Origin of the sequence: Nonomuraea sp. JJY05, assembly GCF_043496855.1 — a bacterium.
Classification (GTDB): Bacteria; Actinomycetota; Actinomycetes; order Streptosporangiales; family Streptosporangiaceae; genus Nonomuraea.
In genome coordinates this window covers 67,635-85,334 of sequence record NZ_JBIEIS010000008.1, presented here as the reverse complement: position 1 = coordinate 85,334, position 17,700 = coordinate 67,635, and the positions used below count along the sequence as shown (strand labels likewise).

Annotated in this window: 19 protein-coding genes and 1 tRNA gene; 11 read left to right on the top strand and 9 right to left on the bottom strand. The window is 69.0% G+C overall.

Features of this window, described 5'->3' with window-relative positions; translation table 11 throughout:
* Positions 1-114: 114 nt before the first annotated feature.
* A complete protein-coding gene (locus ACFKCF_RS13720; RefSeq protein WP_225963818.1) occupies positions 115-282 on the bottom strand; it encodes a DUF5703 family protein in 168 nt (55 codons plus the stop codon).
* Positions 283-490: 208 nt separating this feature from the next.
* Between ACFKCF_RS13720 and topA the strand changes: the two genes are divergently transcribed.
* The 10 genes from topA (at position 491) to ACFKCF_RS13670 (ending at position 12,164) form a co-directional block, all read left to right on the top strand.
* Complete coding sequence (topA, locus tag ACFKCF_RS13715) at positions 491-3,175, top strand: type I DNA topoisomerase (RefSeq protein WP_394493526.1); 2,685 nt, start codon at positions 491-493, stop codon at positions 3,173-3,175.
* A gap of 57 nt (positions 3,176-3,232) precedes the next feature.
* A complete protein-coding gene (locus ACFKCF_RS13710; protein ID WP_394493524.1) occupies positions 3,233-4,450 on the top strand; it encodes a metallophosphoesterase in 1,218 nt (405 codons plus the stop codon).
* 75 nt (positions 4,451-4,525) lie between these two features.
* A complete protein-coding gene (locus tag ACFKCF_RS13705) occupies positions 4,526-5,071 on the top strand; it encodes a helix-turn-helix domain-containing protein (protein ID WP_394493522.1) in 546 nt (181 codons plus the stop codon).
* A 132-nt stretch (positions 5,072-5,203) separates the two neighbouring features.
* Entirely contained in the window at positions 5,204-7,273 is a 2,070-nt protein-coding gene (gene tmk, locus ACFKCF_RS13700; protein WP_394493520.1) for a dTMP kinase, read from the top strand.
* A gap of 53 nt (positions 7,274-7,326) precedes the next feature.
* On the top strand, positions 7,327-8,499 hold the full coding sequence (locus ACFKCF_RS13695) for a DNA polymerase III subunit delta' (protein ID WP_394493518.1): 1,173 nt from the start codon (positions 7,327-7,329) through the stop codon (positions 8,497-8,499).
* Positions 8,500-8,589: 90 nt separating this feature from the next.
* Entirely contained in the window at positions 8,590-9,468 is an 879-nt protein-coding gene (locus ACFKCF_RS13690) for a permease-like cell division protein FtsX (RefSeq protein ID WP_394493517.1), read from the top strand.
* 51 nt (positions 9,469-9,519) lie between these two features.
* A complete protein-coding gene (locus ACFKCF_RS13685; RefSeq protein WP_394493515.1) occupies positions 9,520-10,047 on the top strand; it encodes a SigE family RNA polymerase sigma factor in 528 nt (175 codons plus the stop codon).
* The gene (locus ACFKCF_RS13680; RefSeq protein ID WP_394493514.1) at positions 10,044-11,132 is read left to right on the top strand and encodes a permease-like cell division protein FtsX; all 1,089 of its coding nucleotides are present in this window, start codon (positions 10,044-10,046) and stop codon (positions 11,130-11,132) included. Before ACFKCF_RS13685 ends, ACFKCF_RS13680 begins: the two co-directional genes overlap by 4 nt.
* Positions 11,133-11,201: 69 nt before the next feature.
* Entirely contained in the window at positions 11,202-12,032 is an 831-nt protein-coding gene (locus ACFKCF_RS13675) for a stage 0 sporulation family protein (RefSeq protein WP_394493965.1), read from the top strand.
* A 55-nt stretch (positions 12,033-12,087) separates the two neighbouring features.
* A tRNA-Thr gene (locus ACFKCF_RS13670) sits at positions 12,088-12,164 on the top strand.
* Between the two features lie 57 nt (positions 12,165-12,221).
* On the opposite strand, the gene ACFKCF_RS13665 is transcribed toward ACFKCF_RS13670, so the two are convergent.
* From ACFKCF_RS13665 to ACFKCF_RS13635, 7 genes are all read right to left on the bottom strand, one after another.
* Positions 12,222-12,392, bottom strand: a complete 171-nt coding sequence (locus tag ACFKCF_RS13665; protein WP_394493964.1) for a hypothetical protein — start codon at positions 12,390-12,392, stop codon at positions 12,222-12,224.
* A 615-nt stretch (positions 12,393-13,007) separates the two neighbouring features.
* Entirely contained in the window at positions 13,008-13,763 is a 756-nt protein-coding gene (locus ACFKCF_RS13660; protein ID WP_394493512.1) for a methyltransferase domain-containing protein, read from the bottom strand.
* Positions 13,756-14,115: an ArsR/SmtB family transcription factor gene (locus ACFKCF_RS13655; RefSeq protein WP_394493511.1), complete on the bottom strand. Its 360-nt coding sequence runs from the start codon at positions 14,113-14,115 to the stop codon at positions 13,756-13,758. The genes ACFKCF_RS13660 and ACFKCF_RS13655 overlap by 8 nt, the downstream gene beginning before the upstream one ends.
* A gap of 76 nt (positions 14,116-14,191) precedes the next feature.
* A complete protein-coding gene (locus ACFKCF_RS13650) occupies positions 14,192-14,731 on the bottom strand; it encodes a GNAT family N-acetyltransferase (RefSeq protein WP_394493509.1) in 540 nt (179 codons plus the stop codon).
* Positions 14,728-15,156, bottom strand: coding sequence for an arsenate reductase ArsC (locus tag ACFKCF_RS13645; RefSeq protein WP_394493508.1), 429 nt, complete (start codon positions 15,154-15,156; stop codon positions 14,728-14,730). The genes ACFKCF_RS13650 and ACFKCF_RS13645 overlap by 4 nt, the downstream gene beginning before the upstream one ends.
* Positions 15,157-15,165: 9 nt before the next feature.
* Positions 15,166-15,903: an aquaporin gene (locus ACFKCF_RS13640; RefSeq protein ID WP_394493506.1), complete on the bottom strand. Its 738-nt coding sequence runs from the start codon at positions 15,901-15,903 to the stop codon at positions 15,166-15,168.
* Positions 15,900-16,262 (bottom strand): ArsR/SmtB family transcription factor, encoded by a 363-nt coding sequence (locus tag ACFKCF_RS13635; RefSeq protein ID WP_394493505.1) that lies wholly within the window; start codon positions 16,260-16,262, stop codon positions 15,900-15,902. The genes ACFKCF_RS13640 and ACFKCF_RS13635 overlap by 4 nt, the downstream gene beginning before the upstream one ends.
* 104 nt (positions 16,263-16,366) lie before the next feature.
* On the opposite strand from ACFKCF_RS13635, the gene ACFKCF_RS13630 reads away from it, so the two are divergent.
* A complete protein-coding gene (locus ACFKCF_RS13630; protein ID WP_394493503.1) occupies positions 16,367-16,825 on the top strand; it encodes an ArsI/CadI family heavy metal resistance metalloenzyme in 459 nt (152 codons plus the stop codon).
* A 609-nt stretch (positions 16,826-17,434) separates the two neighbouring features.
* On the opposite strand, the gene ACFKCF_RS13625 is transcribed toward ACFKCF_RS13630, so the two are convergent.
* Positions 17,435-17,617 (bottom strand): hypothetical protein, encoded by a 183-nt coding sequence (locus tag ACFKCF_RS13625; protein ID WP_394493501.1) that lies wholly within the window; start codon positions 17,615-17,617, stop codon positions 17,435-17,437.
* Positions 17,618-17,700: the final 83 nt, after the last annotated feature.

The window sequence follows — 17,700 nt, the reverse complement described above, 5'->3', positions numbered from 1 at the left end:
ATCAGGCAGCACGTAACAAGGACGGCTACCGCTCACAGCCTGTGAGCGGTCAGCGTTAGACGCTTTGCCCGTTCCGGGGGCGCGGCCCGGGGCGGGCAAAGCCATGTCCGGGGTTCACAGCGTGCTGCGTACCCGCATGACCTTGCGACGTAGCCGTACGTGGCGGCTGCCGTCGGGGTAGACGCGTACGCGGGCCAGCTCCCACTGCCCGTACTCTGCGTGTTCGGTCAGCAGCTGACGTGCTGCTTCGCGAGTGAGATCGCGTGGAATGAAGATATCCATGTAGGAGTAGTCGAGCACAACGATTAGTCTCCAGGGTGAGTCAGGGCGCCATGCCGCTCGATGGGCCTTATTCTGCGTGCTTGTGGGTGGACCCGGAAGCTAGTGGGTAGCCCGGGGGAAGGAAATTTCCGCGAGTCGGGTTACCTTTCAGTCTGTGCCGACTCCCGGCAGGGGGATTTGCAAAGCGAACAGCGAGGTAGGAAGCAGCGTGCCAGCCAAGAACGGCAGCGCCGGCGGAACACGCCTGGTGATCGTCGAGTCGCCCGCGAAGGCGAAGACGATCGCCGGGTACCTCGGGCGCGGCTACATCGTCGAATCGAGCATCGGCCACATCCGTGACCTTCCGGAGAAGGCCGACGACATCCCCGAGAAGTACAAGGGCGCCCCATGGGCCCGCCTCGGGGTAAATGTCGAGCACGAGTTCGAGCCGCTGTACGTCGTCAACCCCGACAAGCGGTCGCAGGTCAACAAGCTGCGGCAGCTGCTGAAGGACGCCGACGAGCTCTATCTGGCCACTGACGAGGACCGCGAGGGCGAGGCCATCGCCTGGCACCTGCGCGAGGTGCTCAAGCCCAAGGTCCCGGTCCACCGCATGGTGTTCCACGAGATCACCCCGCAGGCCATCCAGGACGCCGTGGCCAACCCGCGCGACCTCAACCTGCGCCTGGTCGACGCCCAGGAGACCCGGCGCATCCTCGACCGCCTCTACGGCTACGAGGTCAGCCCGGTCCTGTGGAAGAAGGTCAAGCCGCGCCTGTCGGCCGGTCGCGTGCAGTCGGTGGCGACGAGGCTGGTGGTGGAGCGCGAGCGCGAGCGCATGGCGTTCACGCCGGCCCACTACTGGGACCTGCAGGCGCTCTTCGACACGAACAAGGCCGAGGAGCGGCCGCGCGACTTCACCGCGACCCTCACGGGGGTCGACGGCAAGCGGGTGGCGCAGGGCCGCGACTTCGCCAGCACCGGACGGCTCAAGAACGTCGACGTGCTCCACCTGTCCGAGCAGGCCGCGGGCGAGCTGGCCGGGCGGCTGAGGGGCGCGTCGTTCGCGGTCAAGTCCGTCGAGCGCAAGCCGTACACGCGCAAGCCCTACGCGCCGTTCCGGACGACCACGCTGCAGCAGGAGGCCAGCCGGAAGCTGGGGTTCTCCGCGAAGTACACGATGCAGGTGGCGCAGCGGCTCTACGAGAACGGCTTCATCACCTACATGCGTACCGACAGCATCACGCTGTCGGAGACCGCCGTGGCGGCCGCCAGGTCCCAGGCGATCAAGCTGTACGGGGCCGCGTACGTGCCCGACAAGCCGCGCGTCTACAGCAGCAAGGTGAAGAGCGCGCAGGAGGCGCACGAGGCGATCCGGCCGTCGGGCGAGGAGTTCCGCACGCCGGGCGAGACCGGGCTGTCGGGCGACATGTTCCGGCTGTACGAGCTGATCTGGCAGCGCACGGTGTCCTCGCAGATGAAGGACGCCGTCGGCGAGTCGATCACGGTCAAGGTGCGCGGCAGGTCGTCGTCGGGCGAGGACGTCGAGTTCAGCGCCTCCGGGCGGACGATCACGTTCTACGGGTTCCTCAAGGCGTACGTGGAGGGGGCCGACGACCCGTCGACCGACCGCGACGACTCCGAGAAGCGGCTGCCCAACCTGGCGGAGGGCGACGCGCTCAGCGTCACCAGGCTCGACGTGGCCGGCCACTCGACCAAGCCGCCCGCGCGCTACACCGAGGCGTCGCTGGTCAAGGAGCTGGAGGACCGCGAGATCGGGCGGCCCTCGACGTACGCCTCGATCATCGGGACCATCCTCGACCGCGGCTACGTGTTCAAGAAGGGCACGGCGCTGGTGCCGTCGTTCCTGGCGTTCGCCGTGGTCAACCTGCTGGAGCAGCATTTCGGCAACCTGGTCGACTACGACTTCACGGCCGAGATGGAGAAGGTCCTCGACGACATCGCCAACGACCGTGCCGAGCGGGTGCCGGAGCTGCAGCGCTTCTACTACGGCTCCGACGGCGACGAGGGCCTGAAGGAGATGGTCACCGACCTCGGTGACATCGACGCCAAGGAGATCAGCTCGTTCCCGGTCAAGGGCACGGACATCGTGCTGCGGGTCGGGCGCTACGGGCCGTACCTCGACAGGGACGGCGCGCGGGTCAACGTGCCCGAGGACATGACGCCCGACGAGCTGACGGCGGAGAAGGCCGAGGAGCTGTTCTCCAGGCCGACGGGCGACCGGGAGCTCGGGCGCGACCCGGTGACCGGCAACATGATCGTGGCCAAGGACGGCCGGTACGGCCCCTACGTGACGGAAATCCTGCCCGAGCCGCCCGAGGACGAGGCGCCCAAGAAGCGGACGAAGAAGGCCGACGCGCCCAAGCCGCGCACGTCGTCGCTGTTCAAGTCGATGTCGCTGGACACGATCACGTTCGAGGACGCGCTCAAGCTGCTGTCGATCCCCAGGCTCGTGGGCGAGCTGGAGGGCGAGGAGGTCGTGGCCTCCAACGGCAAGTTCGGCCCGTACCTGAAGAAGGGCACCGACTCGCGCTCGCTGGCCTCGGAAGAAGACCTGCTGACGGTCACGATCGAGCAGGCCAAGGAGCTGTTCGCGCAGCCGAAGCAGCGCGGCCGGCGGGCCGCGGCGGCGGCGCCGCTGCGCGAGCTGGGCGCCGACCCCAGCTCCAAGAAGCCCATTGTGGTGAAGGAGGGGCGGTTCGGGCCCTACGTGACCGACGGCGAGACGAACGCGTCGCTGCGCAAGGGCGACACGGTCGAGGACATCACGACCGAGCGGGCGGCCGAGCTGCTGGCCGAGCGGCGCGAGCGGGCACCGGCGCCCAAGAAGACCACCACGAGGAAGGCGCCGGCGAAGAAGGCTCCCGCGAAGAAGCCGGCGACCAAGTCGTAGGCGAGCCGCGAGGCTTGCGGGGCCGCCGGACGCGGCCCCGCAAGTAGCATCGATGCTGTGATCGTCTTGTTCTTCGCGGGCCTGATCCTGCTGGCACACCTTTACCTGTGGCAGCGGATGGTCCGTTCCACCACCGGCCCCGGGCGGCTGCGCAAGGCGCTGACGTGGGTCGTGGTGGGGCTGACGGTGCTCGTCGTGGCGACGTTCGCGGCCACGCGGATGGACTTCGGGCACTGGCTGGCCTGGCCGGGCTACGTCTGGCTGGCGCTGATGTTCTACCTGATCGTCTTCCTCGTGGTGCTGGAGGCGCCGCGGGCGCTGGCCGCGCTGGTCCTGCGCAGGGTCTCGCGTAAGGCCGTGACGCTCGAGGCGGCGCCGGTGCCCGTGCCCGCCATGGCGGGCGCCCCGGCGCCTCCCGAGCCGGCTCCCGTGGTGGCCCCGATCAGCAGGAGGCTCTTCCTGGGGCGCACCACCGCCGCCATCGCGGGCGTGGGAGCGCTGGGCACGGTCGGGTACGGCATGACGAGCGCCCTGGGCGACCCCGTGATCGAACGCGTGAAGGTGGCCCTGCCGAAGCTCGATTCGCGGCTCAGCGGCCTGCGGTTCGCCGTGGTGAGCGACATCCACCTGGGGCCTCTCACGGGCAGGGGGCACACCGAGCGGATCGTCCGCATGATCAACGGTCTCGAGGCCGACGTGGTGGCGATCGTGGGAGACCTGGTGGACGGGTCGGTGGCGCAGCTGGGGCCGCTGGCGCAGCCGCTGAAGAACCTGGAGTCCCGCTACGGGGCATATTTCGTGACCGGCAACCACGAATACTTCGCTCCCAGCGGTCCCCTGGAGTGGATCGAGGAGCTCGATCAGCTGGGCGTACGCTCGCTGCGAAACGAGCGCGTGGAGATCAGGCACCAGGGCGCCGTGCTCGACCTCGCCGGGGTCAACGACCTCAACGGCGTCTCCGCGGGCGACGGGCCCGACTTCGACAAGGCGCTGGGCGGCCGCGACACCGGCCGGTCCACCGTGCTGCTGGCGCACCAGCCGGTCCAGGTCGACCAGGCCGCAAGCCATGGTGTCGACCTGCAGCTCTCCGGCCACACGCACGGCGGGCAGATCGCGCCGTTCAACCTGGTGGTGGGCCTGCAGCAGCCCGTCGTCTCCGGCCTGGCCACGGTCGGCGGGGTGCAGGTCTACGTCACCAGGGGCGCCGGGTTCTGGGGCCCGCCGGTGCGCGTCGGTGCGCCGCCCGAGATCACGCTGCTGGAGTTGCGCAGCTGACTTTGTGCGATCCGCTGGTCACTTCCGGTCATGATGGCGTAGAGTATCCGACCGGATACTGATCGGAGGTGGGGCATGGTCTCCTCGCCTATGGAGGCGGCGCACGCCGCCTTCTGGGCCCAGCGCGGCGGGCAGCTGTTCAAGCAGGCCAGGCATGCCGCGAGCATGAACCAGCGCGTCCTGGCCAGCGTGAGCGGCACGTCGAGGACCACGCTGTCGGCCTATGAGCACGGCAGGAAGTCACCGACGCTGGAGACCGCGGGGCGCATCCTCGACGCGGCCGGCTTCCGGCTGGCGCTCGAGGCCAAGGTCGAGTTCGCGGCCCGCGCGGGCGACGGGCGGACGTTCCACGTGCCGAGCCGGTTGCGGCGGCTGCCGGTCGGGGCGGCGCTGGGCGTCGTGCGGCTGCGGGAGCGGGTCTACGACCTGGCCGACCGGGAGGCCCGCCGGGCCGCCTACACCGTGCTGCTGTGCGAGGGCGAGCCCCAGGAGCTGCTCGATCACGTGGACGGGGTGCTGCTCGTCGAGCTGTGGGGCGAGCTGGAGCTGCCCGCGGAGATCCGTGCGGAGTGGGGGCCATTGGTGGAAGAGGCCCGACTTGAGGCCGGAGTTATGAATTGATGATGCTTTTGGGGGCCTATTCGAGGTCTGCAACCTGCACGCTGGCCCGCGAACGTAATACCCTCAGCCCCGAGTCCGCCGGGAATATCCGGCTGGTCTGTTGTCCGCCCACTTCCTGGATACGCTGAAATCATGACTGCCCCTGGCCGAAGCCGCCCGGCCCACGTGCTGGCCAATGCGCCGTTCCGACGGCTTTGGATGGCCATGTCGGTGTGCAGCCTGGGCGACTGGCTCAACCTCCTGGCGCTGACCGCCCTGGCCGGCAATCTCACGCAGAGCGACTACCGGCTGCAGTCGCTGGCCGTCGGCGGGGTGTTCATCGCCAAGATGCTGCCCGCCGTGCTGCTCGGGCCGCTCGCGGGGGTGTTCGCCGACCGGTTCGACCGGCGGCTGACGATGGTCGCGGCCGACCTGGCCAGGTTCGCCGTGGTGCTGTCGATCCCGTTCGTCCGCAGCTACCAGTGGGTGATCGTGGCGACCGTCCTGGTCGAGTGCGTCAACCTGTTCTGGGTCCCGGCCAAGGACGCCACGGTGCCCAACCTGGTGCGCAAGGAGCAGCTCGAGTCGGCCAACCGGCTCAACCTGCTGGTCACCTACGGCACCGCGCCGGTCGCGGCCATGCTGTTCGCGGCGCTGTCGCTGGTGGGCGGCGTGCTCACCAGCGTGGTGCCGTTCATGTCCGGCCAGGACGCCACGTCGCTCGCGCTGGTCGTCAACGCCTGCGCCTACCTCGTCTCGGCCGTCCTGATCTTCACGCTGCGCGACATCCCCAGGCGCGACGGCGCCATCTCCACGCCCTCCGTGCTCAAGCAGATCATCGAGGGCTGGCGGTTCGTGGGCGGCAACCGGCTGGTGCGCGGGCTGATCATCGGCATGCTGGGGGCGTTCGCCGCGGGCGGGGCCGTGGTCGGCGTGGCGAAGATCTACGTCGAGGCGCTCGGCGGCGGCGACGCGGCCTACGGCGTCGTGTTCGGCGCGGTCTTCGTCGGCATGGCGCTGGGCATGTTCTTCGGCCTCAGGCTGCTGCGCGAGCTGTCGCGGCGGCGGCTGTTCGGCCTGGCCGTCACTTTCGCCGGGCTCGTGCTGGTGGCCACCGCGCTGGTGCACAACCTGGCGATCGTGGTCATGCTGACCGTGCTGCTGGGGGCGTGCGCGGGCATCGCGTGGATCATCGGCTACACGCTGATCGGCCTTGAGGTCGAGGACGGGCTGCGAGGCCGTACGTTCTCGTTCCTGCAGTCCACGGCGCGGGTGACCCTGCTGCTCGTGGTCGCGGTGGCCAACCCGCTGGCGGCGATCTTCGACGTCCACTGGCTGCGGTTCGGCGAGTTCGCCTACCGCTTCGACGGCTCCAACCTGGTGCTGGTCATCGGCGGGGTGCTCGCCATGATCGTGGGTGCCCTCGCGCTGCGCCACATGGACGACAGGAGGGGCGTCTCCCTGGCCGGCGACCTGATCGCGGCGGTGCGCGGCGAGCGCTTCCCGGCCGAGGCGGCCGAGGCGGTGCCCGGGCTGTTCGTGGCGTTCGAGGGCGGCGAGGGGTCGGGCAAGACCACCCAGTCGCGGCTGATCGCCATCTGGCTGCGCGACCAGGGCTACGACGTGGTGCAGACGCGCGAGCCGGGCTCGACCAAGGTCGGCATGCGGCTGCGGGCAATCCTGCTCGACGCGGCCGAGCGCGGGCTGTCGGCACGCTCCGAGGCCCTGCTCTACGCCGCCGACCGGGCCGAGCACGTGGAGAAGGTGATCCGTCCCGCGCTCTACCGGGGCTCGCTCGTGATCACCGACCGCTACGTGGACTCGTCCCTGGCCTACCAGGGGGCCGGGCGGGCGCTCGACCCGAAGGACGTGTCCAAGATCAACTCTTGGGCCACCGGCGGGCTGGTGCCGCACCTGACGGTGCTCATCGACACCCCGCCGCAGGTGGGGCTGACCCGGCTGGGCGGGGCCGCCGACCGGATCGAGTCGGAGCCGCTGGACTTCCACGAGCGGGTACGCAAGGAGTTCCGGGCACTGGCCGCGGCGGCGCCCGAGCGTTACCTGGTGGTGGACGGCACGCTGGCGCCCGAGGTGATCACCCAGCTGATCCAGGACCGGATCCGCGACCTCCTGCCGGACCCCGTGCCGCAGGAGTCCGAGGACGCCACGGGCACGATGCCCGCCATCCGCGGCGACTGGACGATGCCCACTATCCGCGACTAGCCCCTTCCCCGCGTACGGGCGTGGGGGCTGCCGCCGGCGGTTAGCCTTACGTCGTGGCAGTTTTCGATGACCTCGTCGGGCAGGACCAGGCGGTGGCTGTGCTGTCGCGGGCCGCGGCGGCGGCCGGGGAGGTCGTCGGAGGCGGGCGCGGCGCGGGCATGACGCACGCGTGGTTGTTCACCGGCCCACCGGGCTCGGGCCGGGAGGACGTCGCCCGCGCTTTCGCCGCCGCGCTGCTCTGTCCCGACGGCGGGTGCGGCCACTGCGACCAGTGCCATCAGGTGTTCATCGGCTCCCACCCCGACCTGGAGTCCGTACGCCCCGAGGGCCTGTCCTACAGCGTCAAGCAGACCCGCGAGCTCATCCTGCGCGCGGCCGGGGCGCCGACGCAGGGGCGGTGGCGGGTCATCCTGTTCGAGGACGCCGACCGGGCCACGGAGTCCGCCGCCAACGCCCTGCTCAAGGCCATCGAGGAGCCGCCCCCGCGTACGGTCTGGCTGCTGTGCGCGCCCGCCCCCGACGACCTCATGATCACCATCAGGTCGCGCTGCCGGGTGGTCAACCTGACCACCCCCGCCACGGAGGCCGTCGCGCATGTGCTGGCCACGCGCGACAGCGTGCCGCCGGACGTGGCCAGGTTCGCCGCCAGGGCCGCTCAGGGGCACATCGGCAGGGCGCGGGCGCTGGCGCTCGACGAGGGCGCCAGACGGCGCCGTGAGGCCGTCCTGGGCATCCCGCGCTCGCTGACCGGGGTGGGGGAGTGCGTCTCCGCCGCCGAACGCCTGGTCAAGACGGCGGAGGAGGAGGCCGCCGCGGCCACGGCCGCGCTCAACGAGAACGAGACGACCGAGCTGCGCAAGCTCTACGGCGAGGGGTCCACGGGCAAGGGGCTCAACCGAGGGCTGGTACGCGGTGGGGCCGGGGCCCTGAAGGAGCTGGAGGACCGGCAGAAGTCCCGGGCTACCCGGATCAAGCGCGACTCTCTGGACGCGGCGCTGCTGGAGCTGGTGTCGTTCTACCGGGACGTGCTGGCGATGCAGTTCGGGGCCCGGGTCGAGCTGGCCAACGACGATCTCCGCTTCGACATCGACCAGCTGGCCAAGGCGGCCACGCCCGATGAGACGCTGCGCCGGATCGACGCGATCATGCAGTGCAGGGAGCGGCTGGCGGCGAACGTCAACCCGCAGATGGCCGTCGAGGCGATGATGCTGTCGCTGCGTTCCTGACCCGTGATCAAGGGGCACTAGGCTGCCCGGGTCGATCGCGTGCGGATGAGGAGCGGAGTGGCTGGAGAGGCGCCCCGGGCGTTACGTTCGTTGATCGTCGCGCTGCTGGCGGGGATGTCGATCCTCGTCGGTACGCCGGCTGCGGCGGACCCGGTGACCGCCCCGGAGATCAGCGCGAGCGACGAACGGGAGATGACCGTCTTCCTGTGCATTCCGACCACCTACGGCTGCCACAAGCGCGGTGCCACGGCGAAGCAGAAGCAGGCGCTCAGGACGTTCCTGGAGTCCAGGCCGGAGCTGAGCGACGTCCGGTTCGTGGATCGGGCGAGCGCGTACAAGAGCTTCCGCCGGGACTTCGCCGGCAACAAGGCGTTGCTGAAGGCCGTGCGGGCGAAGGATCTGCCGGAGTCGTTCCGCCTGCGGCTGAAGAATGGTGCCGACCAAGATCGGGTGCGGCGGGCGGTGTATCGGCGGCCCGGGGTGGGCAACGTCATCGACCAAGCCGTGCTGTATGGCGATACGCAGCCTATGGCCCCGGAATGGGATATTTCTATCTTTCTGTGCGTGAGGGACTCGGCCATGCCGGCCTGCCTGTCCGGTCGCGGCCGGGCGAACGGGAAGATCGCGACCCTCAAGGAGAAGAAGGCCGTGGTCAAGGCGATCGAGGGCACGCCTGGGGTCGAGACGTACATCTTCGAGGACCAGGCGACGGCGTACCGGAACTTTGTCGAGTCCTACGCCGACAACGAGTCGCTCGTGAACGTCACCCGGATGTCGGACATTCCTGAGGCGTACCGGCTGCAAATGCGGTCCGAGACCGACTGGAACGCGGTGAGCCGCAGCCTGGCGCGGCTGCCAGGGGTGAGTCAGGTGTACAACCAGAGGTGTATGGATGCCCAGACCAAGCTTTTCGCGGAGTACGGGCGTGAGGACCTCCCCGACAGCAAGGTCTGCGCGCCGCGTCAGTGAACCCGTCAGGTGACGCGAGCAGCAGATGGGGCTGACGGGCGTCTCTGATACGTGGAAGTCGAACTACTCACCCAACAAGAGGCCCGGGCGCGGCAGCGAATAGACGTGGCGTCGATCTTCGCCGAGCACCACGTGGGCCTCGTACGGCTGGCCCTGATCATGGTCGGCGATCAGGCGACCGCGGAAGACGTCGTACAGGAGGCGTTCGCGCACACCCATGCCGGGCGCGGCCGGTTGCGCGACGCCGACAAGGCGCTGGCCTATGTCCGCTCCGCGGTGCTCAACGGGTGCCGGTCGGTGCTGCGCAGGCGGGCGACCGTGTTCCGGCGGGCGGTGCCGTACGAGCCGCCCGTCTGGTCGGCGGAGAGTGCCGCGCTGGTGGGCGAGGAGCGGCGCGGGGTGCTGCTCGCCCTGCGTGAGCTGCCGCGCAGGCAGCGGGAGGCGCTCACGCTCCGCTACTACCTCGACCTGTCCGACCAGGAGATCGCCGACACCATGGGGATCGGCGCCAGCACGGTCAGGTCCACGATCGCGCGGGGGCTGGCCGCCCTCGGCAGGACACTCGGGGAGGATTCATGAACAGCGCGATGGAGGACAGGCTGCGGGAGGCCCTCGCCGAGGCGGGGGCGACGGTGGACGCCGGCACGCTCAGGCCGTTGAGAGCACGGGAGCGGCGGCGGTCCAGGGTGGATTTCCGGCTGGTGGCGGTGGCGGCGGCCGTGGTGCTCGCGGGGGCGGCGACCACTGTCGGGCTCCTGAGCGGTCCGGGCGACGAGGACCGCGCGGTGGCGGCCGATCCGGCGCCCGCCGAGCGGAAGATGATCGTCTTCCTGTGCGCGAAGTCGTCGGACCGGGACCGGACGTCCTGCAAGGGCGCTGCCACCAATGAGGAGAAGAAGGAGATCGCGGCGAAGGTCAAGCAGATGCCGGGGATCAGAGAGGTGTCCTACGAGGACCAGGCCGCGGGGTACCCCGACTTCCGGCGCGATTTCGCGCACAACAAGGCGCTGCTGGCCGCCGTCGACGCCGAAGACCTCCCCGCTTCGTTCAGGTTGACCTTCACGAAGGGCACTGATCCGCGCCGTGTGCAGGAGGCGCTGCGAGGAGTACCCGGGATCCTGACCGTTCACGAAGTGACGTCCGACAACGCCACTTCGGCGGCTAAATGGGATGTGAGCGTCTTCCTCTGCGCCCCCTCGTCGGGAATGCCGTCCTGCGGCGCCGAGCGTAAGTCCGACGGCAAGGGCAGCTTCACCGTCACGAAGGAGGGGAAGGGCGTCACGCCCGCGCAGATGGCGGCCGTCCAGAAGCTGATCGCCTCGATGCCTGACGCCAAGGAGGCGGTCTTCGAGAGCCAGGAGGAGGCCTACGAGAACTTCCGCCGCCTGTACAAAGACAACAAAACGCTGATCGGCGCCACGAAAGTCAGCGACATGCCCCAATCGTTCAGGATCAAGCTGGCGCCTGACGCCGACTGGAGCAAGATGGTGACCAGGTTGAGGCGAGAACCAGGAGTGAGCCAGGTGGTCTATCACGGATGCCTGCTGGACAGCAGTCGGCTGGCAGAGCGCTACGGATTGATCCTGCCTGATAGCAAGGTGTGCTCGACGGACAAGCGATCCGGCGAACATCCGGACCCCGGCCCCTCTCCCACGGCGGGCTGACACACGTAATGTGGCAGGGAAGGTCGTACGACCCCTAGGCCGTCAGGAGGCGAGCTCGAGCCCATGGGAATGATCATGGCCGTGAGCTTCACCCGTTACGGGAGGCTCTACTACCTCGATCCCGGCGAGCACAGCCCGAAAGTGGGCGACAAGGTGCTCGTGCCGACCGACTCGGGTCCCGAGGTGGCGGAGTGCGTCTGGGCGCCTCAGTACACGAGCGAGGACGTCGAAGGGCTGCCCCTGTGCGCGGGCCTGGCGGGCGAGGAGCACCTGGCTCGCGACGAGACCAACAAGCGCCGCAGGGCCGAGGCCCGCAGCGTGTCGAAGCGGCTGATCAAGCGGCACACCCTGCCGATGAAGGTGGTCGGGATCGACTACCTCGACGAGGACAACATCTACACGGTCTACTTCTCGGCGCCGCACCGGGTCGACTTCCGCGCCCTGGTCCGCGACCTGGCCCGCAACCTGCGGGCCAGGGTCGAGCTGCGGCAGATCGGGCCGAGGGACGAGGCGCGACTGCAGGGCGGCATCGGGCCCTGCGGCCGTGACCTGTGCTGCGCCACGTTCCTGAAGGACTTCGAGCCGGTCTCCGTACGCATGGCCAAGGATCAGGACCTTCCGGTCAATCCGCTGCGGATCGCGGGGGCCTGCGGGCGGCTCATGTGCTGCCTGAAGTACGAGCACCCGCTCTACCAGGAGTTCCGCGCCTCGGCTCCCCGGGCGGGGGCCAGCGTGGAGACCCCGCAGGGGCCGGGCGTCGTGGTGGGCCACAACGTGCCGTCCGACTCCGTGGTGGTGCGCCTCAACGACGGAGGGCGACGCTGCGCCTGCTCGAAGGCCAGCGTGTGCGCGCCACGCAAGGCGTACGACTCGACGTACGGAGATCCGGCCGAGGCATGATCGAGGGAGCGAGTACCCCTCCGGCTCCTGTAGACTCTTCCAAGTCGCAGAGCACGCCGCCTTAGCTCAGTCGGCCAGAGCACTTCACTCGTAATGAAGGGGTCTGGGGTTCGAATCCCCAAGGCGGCTCCAGGCCAGAAGCCCCCCGCGTGATCGCGGGGGGCTTCTGGGTGTCTAAGCCTGCCGATCTCATGTCTTGAAGATCCGGTCCATGGCCACCGCGCCTTCCTGGAGTACGGGGCGGATTTGCTTGCGGTAGACCAGTTCGGTTACCGCTGTGCTGTTGTGGCCGGCCAGCCGGGAGATCTCCTCCAAGGGGATGCCTTGGTCTGAGAGCAGGGACACGAAGCTGTGCCGCAGCTCCGGGGGCGTCCACTTGTCGGGGTCGAGATCGGTTTGGCGATGATCGCGCGGAAAGCGCGCCGCACGTTATGGGAGTCGAGAGGTGTGCACACGGTCGAGGCGAACACGAGCCCGTGTTCCATCCACCGCTTGCCCGCCGCTTCCTTGTCCGCCTCCTGCTGAGCCCTCTGTGCTTTGAGCGCTCCACAGCGCTGTGGGAGGGCCAGAGTGCGCCGGGACTTTCGGGTCTTGGTGCCCCTCCGGTGCCCCTCCGGTGCGGACGGACCGCCACACGGCCATGTACGGCGGCACGGCCGGGTCAGCGTCGGGAGAGCCCTCCAGGTCCACGTGGTCCCACGTCAGCGCTCGAAGCTCCTCGGTGTGTGCGCCGGTGAGCAGGGCCAGCACCGGATATCCGTGCATGCGGGTTCCTTCGGCGGCCTTGAGCACGGCTTCTGCCTGAGCCGGCGTGAGCGCCTTGGCCGGACGGCCCTCCTTGCCGCGCGGCACCGAGCAGAGGTCCACCACGTTTCGCTTCACCCGTTCGGCGCCCCAGTGTTACAGCGTGTCCGGCCTCTGGGAGCTTTGTGCGAAAGGTGAAGCCGTCAACAACCCCTTAACGAGCCATCCACGTCAACCAGCGGCGCTGGGCTTCAGGGCCTCGATTATGGCGGAGTGGAGCCCGCCACCAGCGTCGGCGGTGGGCGTGATGCGGACGCTGGTGAAGCCCACCTGTTGTAGTAGCTGCCCGTACTCGCGAGCGGTCAGGGTGCCGTTGGCGCAGCCCACGTGTTGTTCGGCGGCGATCCGCTGGTCGGAGTCCAGGCCGTCGTCGGCGATGACGTCGCTGATGCCCAGGCGTCCTCCGTGTGTCAGGACGCGGAAGGCTTCGGCGAGCACGGCGGGTTTGTCCGTGGACAGATTGATGACGCAGTTGGAGATGACGACGTCCACAGCGGCCTCGGGCAGCGGGATGTCCTCGATGTGGCCGTGCAGGAACTCGACGTTCTTCGCTCCGGCCTGTTCAGCGTTGGCGCGGGCCAGGGCGAGCATGTCCGGGCTGGCGTCCAGGCCGTAGGCGCGGCCGGTGGGGCCGACGCGGCGGGCGGACAGCAGTACGTCCAGGCCGCCGCCGGAGCCGAGGTCCAGCACCGTTTCGCCGGGGTGAAGGTCGGCGACGGCGAGCGGGTTGCCACAGCCGAGGCTGGCGCGCAGGGCCGCTTCCGGCACATCGGGTGCGTCACTGTCGGCGTAGGCGGCGGCGCCGAAGCAGCCGTCGGTGAAAGCGCCGGCCTCGCAGTCCAGCGGCGTGCCGCCGGACACCGCCAGTTGGGCCAGCCCGGAGTAGCGCTGAACGGTGGCCTCACGCCGATCGGTGGGTTCACTCATCGGTGTCTCCTGACGCGGGGGTACAGGCGGGCGGTGCGGGAGCAGGGCGGCCCATGACGAGATCGGCGGCGCTGGGGAAGCACTCCACACACGCGGTGTTGATCCGGTAGAACGCCGACGTGCCGACGCGCTCGACCAGCACGAACCGCACCTCTGAAAGGGTCTTGAGGTGCGCTGAGACGGTGGACTGGCCCACGTCCACAGCCTCGACGATTTCGCCCACGCTCATCGGCACGCCACGGCGGGCCAGCAGCGAGACGATCTGCACGCGCGTGGCGTCGGCCAGGGCCTTGAACCATGAGGCGTACGTGGCTGCGGTCGGCCGATCAAGCGGGCCTTTCTCTTTGTCCATCGTTAATCGACGATAGACGATGAAAGGCGGCCCGGAAAGCCTCCAGGATGAGAGCGGCCGGCCTTCGGCCGAGAGTTCACGTCACCGTGGGGCTGCGGCGCTCGATCAGTACGACGTCGCGCCATGCGCCGTGGTGGCGGCCGATGCGCTCGCGCGTGCCGATCACCCGGAATCCGGCGCGGGCATGCAGGGCCAGACTGGCGGTGTTCTCGGGGAAGATGCCGGACTGGATCGTCCAGATGCCTGCGGCCTCCGTAGAGGCGATCAGTGCCCGCAGCAGCGCCAGACCGACACCACGGCGGCGGCCACCGGGGTGCACGTAGACCGAATGCTCGACCACCCCGGCGTAGGCGCTGCGGGCCGAGACGGCCGACGCGGCGATCCAGCCGACTACCCGGCCGGGCGTGCCGTCGAGGGTGCCCAGGGCGACATGGCGGTGGTCGGGCAGCTTGGACGCGTCGAACTGCGCCCAGGTCGGGGCGGTGGTCTCGAAGGTGGCCTGGCCTTCGTCGATGCCGAGCTGGTAGACGGTCAGCACCTGATCGGCATGGGCGGCACGCATGGACTCGATGAGTGGCCCGTAGGCCGTCGTGTCCGGGTTCGTGGTGACGCTCATCTGTCTGCGGGAGTGGGGGTGAGGTCAGAGATCAGCGCACGCACGCGGGCCTCGATCGCGTCCCGGATCGGGCGCACGGCTTCGACGCCCTGCCCGGCCGGATCGTCCAGCACCCAGTCCTCGTAGCGCTTGCCGGGAAAGATCGGGCAGGCGTCGCCGCAACCCATGGTGATCACGACGTCGCTGGCCTGTACGGCATCGACGGTGAGCACCTTGGGGATCTCGGCGGAGATGTCGATGCCACGCTCTGCCATCGCCGCCACCACGGCCGGGTTCACGTGATCGGCGGGCGCGGAACCGGCCGAACGCACGCGTACCCGATCGCCGGCCAGATGGGTCAGGAAGGCGGCGGCCATCTGGGAGCGGCCCGCGTTGTGCACGCACACGAACAACACCTGCGGCGGCGCGTCGATCTGGTCGGGCACGGCTTTCTCCTATCGAGGCTGATCGGCGGCGGCCTGGTAGGCGGAGCCAGGGACGGGCTCCGCATCGGGCTGCGGGTTGTTCGGGTAGAGCACGACCAGCAGCAGGGCGCCGAGCGCGGCACCGGTCAGTTGGGCGGCGATGAAACCGGGCACCGAAGCAGGGGCGATCCCGGCGAAGGTGTCGGTGAAGGCGCGCCCCAGGGTGACGGCAGGGTTGGCGAAGCTCGTACTGCTGGTGAACCAGTAGGCGGCACCGATGTAGCCACCGACCGTGACCGGGGCGAGCGCGGCGCGGCCTTGCCGGGCCAACGCGAAGACGACCACGATGAGCCCCGCGGTGGCCACTACCTCACCCAGCAGCAGGTGAGGGGCCGACCGGTCGTGCGCCGAGACCTGAACGGCAGGGAGCGCGAACATGGCGTTCGCCAGGACGGCCCCCGCGACGGATCCGGCGACCTGGGCGGGCACGTAGGCCGCCACCTCCCGTCCGTGTATCGCCGGGGCAGCGTCGCGTCGGGTGAGTACCCAGGCCGCCACGGACACGACCGGATTGAGGTGCGCGCCGGAAACGGGTCCGAGGATCAAGATGAGCACCGCCAGGCCCGCCGCCGTGGCCAGGCTGTTGGCCAGCAGTTGTACGCCGACGTCATGCGAAAGATCGGTTGCCATGATGCCGGAGCCGACCACCACGGCCACCAGGGCGGCGGTGCCGGCGAACTCGGCAAACGCCCGGCGCGCCAGGTTCACCGCGCGTCCGCGACAAGCTTCTCGGGCAGGGCCAGAACACCCGTCAGGCGCTTCAGCGTGGCCGGGATGATCCAGTAGTAGACCCAGGTGCCGCGCCGCTGGCTGTCGATCAGACCGGCCTCACGCAGCACTTTGAGATGATGCGAGATCGTCGGCGCGGTGACCTCGAAGACAACGGCCAACTCGCACACGCACACCCCGTCACCGATCTGGCGGCCGCTCTCGTGCGCGCCGATCAGGGACAGCAGCCGCAACCGGATCGGGTCGCCGAGCGCCTTGAACACGCGAGCCATCTCGGCGGCCTCGTCTTCGGCGATCGGTTCGGCGATCAGCGGTGTGCAGCACTCGGAGGCGAGCACCGGCAGCTCCTGTTTCGACATATCTCTAATTTGACAGATTCCTAAGCAGGGGCGCAAACTCGGCACTACTTAGACATCCGTCGAAACAACGATGGGAGATCGTCATGTCTCGCGTCCAGCTCGCCCTACGTGTCGCCGACCTGGAGGGATCGATCACCTTCTACTCCAAGCTGTTCGGCGTCGAACCGGCCAAGCGCCGCCCCGGCTACGCCAACTTCGCCATCGCCGAGCCTCCGCTCAAGCTGGTGCTGATCGAGGGGGAGGAGGGGGAGGATACCCGCATGGACCACCTCGGGGTCGAGGTCGAGGACACCGCCCAGGTCAACGCCGCCACCCAGCGGCTCAAGGACGCCGGGCTGGCCACGTTCGAGGAGAACGACACCTCCTGCTGCTACGCCCTCCAGGACAAGGTCTGGGTGCAAGGTCCCGGTGCCGAGCCGTGGGAGGTGTATGTGGTCAAGGGCGACGCCGCCACCCTGACCAAGGAATCCGACTCAGCCTGCTGTACTCCGGCCACCGCATCGGCCAGCGAGCAGGTCGGCGCCTCGGCTAACTGCTGCTGACCTATGGGCCTTCTTCGCTCGCTGCGGCCCGCCCGTACAGGCTGGCGGGCCATCTCTGAAGGCGCGCTCTTGAGATATCGGGCACGCAGATAGGGCGACCGGGTATCGGCAAGGCCACGCTGAGCTGCATTTTTGTGCCTAGCGCTCGAAGGTCTTGCCGACGCGGCTGGGTGACGAAGTGGGTGACAACGAGGACGTTCGATCATGGACGTCCACGGACTCTGACGGACGGCAAAAGGCAGGTCACTCCCTCGGTAGGGGAGGATGAGCAAGTCCTTGATTTTGCTCGTGATGAAGGGGTCTGGGGTTCGAATCCCCAAGGCGGCTCCACGTCAGAGGCCCTCCCGGATGATCCGGGAGGGCCTTTTGCGTGGGCGTACAGCAGCGAAATACAGCTACGTGCTTACACCTCGAAGGCTGGCGTCGAGGTAGTCGATTCGGATCCCCTTGATCGACAACGTGTGCCGAGCGCCGCAGAGCGGGAGTGCGGGGGAGTTCACGAGTGGGTGTGGCCCGCAGGTGGGATAGGGCTGGAAAGATCGCTCGCCGGCTCGTTCTCAACGCCAGCGGCTGTCCGCTCGTTCCTCAACCCCAGTGAAGTCCCAGAGTTCATGCGAACTGAAGGAGGTGCGCGTAATCGAGCCATTCGAGCAGGATCTGATGGGTGAACTCATCGATGGGGCGGGTGCGGTCGGCGATGGTGAGCCGTCGGTTGCCGAGGTCGACATCATCGAGGAGCAGGGAGCGGATGGCGCCGGTGCGGGCGGCGTGAACGGCGGCGAGCATGAGCACGAGCCGGTCGCCTGGGGTGGTGGCGTCTTCGGCCGCCCGGTCGATGTCGTCCTGGTCGAGCTGTTGGACGAGGCCGTCGCCAC